Source organism: Desulfosporosinus sp. Tol-M2 (assembly GCF_059735615.1).
This window is the reverse complement of the sequence record NZ_JCAIJG010000116.1, coordinates 1-1688: the sequence shown is the minus strand read 5'-3', so window position 1 is coordinate 1688 and position 1688 is coordinate 1. Positions and strand designations below refer to the sequence as shown.

The following is a 1688-nucleotide window of genomic DNA, read 5'->3' as shown; positions in this document are numbered from 1 at the left end:
GATCACAAGTCGATCTCCAACATATGCAACCAGGTCTTCAGTTGTGGTCGATGTATTTTCGTCTTACAGATACATTCCTGCTCACCGTCTTCTGATATCACCGTATAATACCCTAAAAACCTCACAATTTTCTTCAACCCGATCCGTGCCAATGGCTTTCCATTATGATCAATCCCGGGTTTCTCTTCCATAGCATCAAGGTTTCTCTGAACCAGCACCCGGATGATCACCTGAATCAAAAGCGCAAACGACAACAACGTGATCAGCGCAACGATCCTCTTCGGTGTTTTCAGAAAGAGCGTATCCACCATTGCCGGACGTTTCATGACCGAGAAATTATCCTCTACCGTCTTCTGTTCCTTATACAACCGGAGAATTTCGATGGCTGAGGTATGCTCTTCCGTCACATTCGTGATCAGAACAAACGACTCATGTTTCCACTGCATCAGATCATACCGTTCCTGCCTGACAATCAGATCCCCCGTATCTATCATCCAGACGGTTGCTTTCGGTAGCGGTTTCGCATTCTTTGCAGGCCGTCCTACCGGTCGTTTTTCGAGCTCGACATCTTTGGTGACAAGAGAACATGCAACAGTCCAGATCCGATTCTTCAGGGTTTTCTCGAGTGCAGCTATTTCTTTCAACGCGTCTGCTTCACAGGAAAACTCTTTTGTCGTTGACGCTTTGACCAGCTCCAGGATCGCATTCTTCTCTTTCTCCAGTGCCTTCACTGCATCGTTCTTTGTCTTCGTACTCCTGAATACAAGAAGACGGCAGATGGTTCCACAGATCGATTCCCGGCATTCCTGCACTTCATACTCGACAAGCTTGATCGTCCTTGGCTCCCGGTATGTACCGATATGCATCCATTCATTCTTCTCATATGCCGTTCGAATGCACCGTTCTGCGAGTTTCTTCTCGAAGTTTGCCGGGCATACTGAGACAAATGAAAACCCCTTCCTGATGAGCTTCATAATATTCGGTGCGGTTGTGAGCTTGGAATCAGCAATATACGTCACCTTTGAGGTCGCAGTTTTCAGGAGATCGCTCAATGAATCGATGATTGCCCTGTTCCATTTTGAATCATTCTGGTTGCCACTTCGTACGGTAACAAGCAGCGGAATGCCGAGTTTATCGGTGACCATACCAAGCAACACCTGTTTGAGATTTGGCTTGCCATCCTTACTATGGCCATATGCCGGCACAGCCTCTTCGTCTTTGTCAGGATCGGAGTCTGCATATGATCCATAGAGAACAAATGTTGTTGTATCTCCGTGGAAGACCGCATTATAAGGGATCTTGAAGGTGTCATAGACCTTCAGGGCGATCTGGGTGAAGATGTTCTCACATCCTGCGTCATAGATCCGGTCAAGAAGACAGGCAAATGCATCACGGGTCAGCCATTCTGGCTTAACAGGATCCTCAAAGAGGAGTGACATGTCAACAAACTGATAGTTCTCATGAATTGAATAAAGAGGTATTCGTGCACCGATACAGAGAAATGGCGTAATGATGATGGCTTTTGCAAGATTGCCAGGGGACACCTGCCACTGTTTTTCATCCCATCTAACAACCGAATTGATAAATGGCACAAATCCCAGCCGATCTAAGAATGTGGCGACAATGAGTGCGATTAGAGGGGTGTGTTTGATCTCTCGCTGATGAGCCGATTCAACATCCTGAATGAA

The 1688-nt window shown here is 46.7% G+C and carries 1 protein-coding gene; it reads right to left on the bottom strand.

Annotated features, from left to right (window positions below):
- Nucleotides 1–2: 2 nt before the first annotated feature.
- Nucleotides 3–1688: IS1634 family transposase (locus AC6I5A_RS08865; RefSeq protein WP_034614611.1), on the bottom strand; the 1686-nt coding region annotated here is incomplete at its 5' end.